Here is a 1377-nt window from a genome sequence, read left to right on the forward strand (position 1 = left end):
CAATGGCCATGAGTTAACGATCTACATGTGATGATCTTCGGGTGGAGCGAGCTGAGGGTGGGGCCGCGAGGCGGCTGACGGATGACGTGTCGATCGGGCTGCTGGCGACGGTGTTCCCGGAGGAGGCGGTGCAGGCCGCGGTGGACGAGGCCGGGGCGCGGGAGGAGCGGACGCGCTCGCTGCCGTCGAAGCTGATGATGTACCTCGCGATGGCGTTGTGGCTGGAGCCGGGCAAGGGGTATGTGCGCACGCTGCGGGGCCTGCTGGAGGGGCTGCGGTGGTCGCGGGGCGGCTGGGACGGCTACCGGGTGCCCAGCGACGGGGCGATCTCCCTGGCCCGCTACCGGCTGGGCGAGGCGCCGCTGCGCAACCTGTTCGACGAGGTCGCCGCCCCGGTGGCAGATGAGCGGATGCCGGAGGCGTTCTGGCGGGGACTGCGGCTGATGGCGGTGGACGGGACGGTCTTCGACCTGCCCTCGGGCCGGCACAACGAGGCTGCTTTCGATGTGCCGGCCGGCGGCAGCCGCCCGCAGGCCCGCCTGGTGGCGCTGGCCGAGTGCGGCACCCTCGCCCTGGCCGGGGCGGCCTTCGACTCCATCGCGGTCGGTGAACGGACCCTGTTCGAGCGCCTGCTGGACCGGCTGACCCCGGGCATGCTGCTGCTGGCCGACCGAGGCTTCCCCTCCTACGACCTGTACACGGCAGCCTCCCGGACGGGGGCCGAACTGCTGTGGCGCGTCTCGGCCTCCTTCACCCTGCCGGTCACCAAACGCCTGCCCGATGGCACCTACCTGTCCGAGTTGCGCGGCACCAGGCGCACCGAGCGCGTGACGGTGCGGGTCATCGAGTACAGCGTGGCCGACGACGACGGGACAAGCGAGGTGTTCTGCCTGATCACCACCCTGCTGGACCCCGAGGCGGCCCCGGCACTCGAACTGGCCCGCAACTACGCGGAGCGCTGGTCGGTGGAAGTCCTGTTCAAACTGGTCAAGGTCGACCTGCGCACCAGCGGCGGCGTCCTGCGCTCGGGCAAACCCGAAGGCGTACGCCAGGAGTTGTGGGCCCTGCTCTGCGTCTACCAGGCCCTGCGCACGCTGATCACGAAGGCCGCCGTGACCGCGGGCGTCGACCCGGCCCGCATCAGCTTCCCGCCCGTCCTGGACGCCGTCAAAAGCTCCGTCCGGACGGCCTTTTCCCCCTGAGCTCCTCGCGAAGGCCCTGCGCTTCTTCATAGCCGACCTCCCCGACATGCTCGTCCGCGACCGTCCCACACGCACCGCGCCCCGGACCACGAAACGTCCCCACCTGAGCTACCAGACCCGCAGCTCAACCGACCCCGGCACCCGCCGAGTCACCCGCACCATCGTGCTCCACCAG

General features: G+C 70.8%; 1 protein-coding gene. It reads left to right on the top strand.

What is annotated here, in order from left to right; all coding sequences use genetic code 11:
- Window positions 1-41: 41 nt before the first annotated feature.
- Window positions 42-1202 carry an IS4 family transposase gene (locus ACFYQA_RS39515; RefSeq protein WP_388928684.1) on the top strand — a complete coding sequence of 387 codons (1161 nt, stop codon included), beginning with the start codon at window positions 42-44 and terminating at the stop codon, window positions 1200-1202.
- The last annotated feature ends 175 nt before the right edge of the window (window positions 1203-1377 follow it).

Source organism: Streptomyces sp. NPDC005774 (assembly GCF_042871645.1).
GTDB classification, from domain to species: domain Bacteria; phylum Actinomycetota; class Actinomycetes; order Streptomycetales; family Streptomycetaceae; genus Streptomyces; species Streptomyces pratens.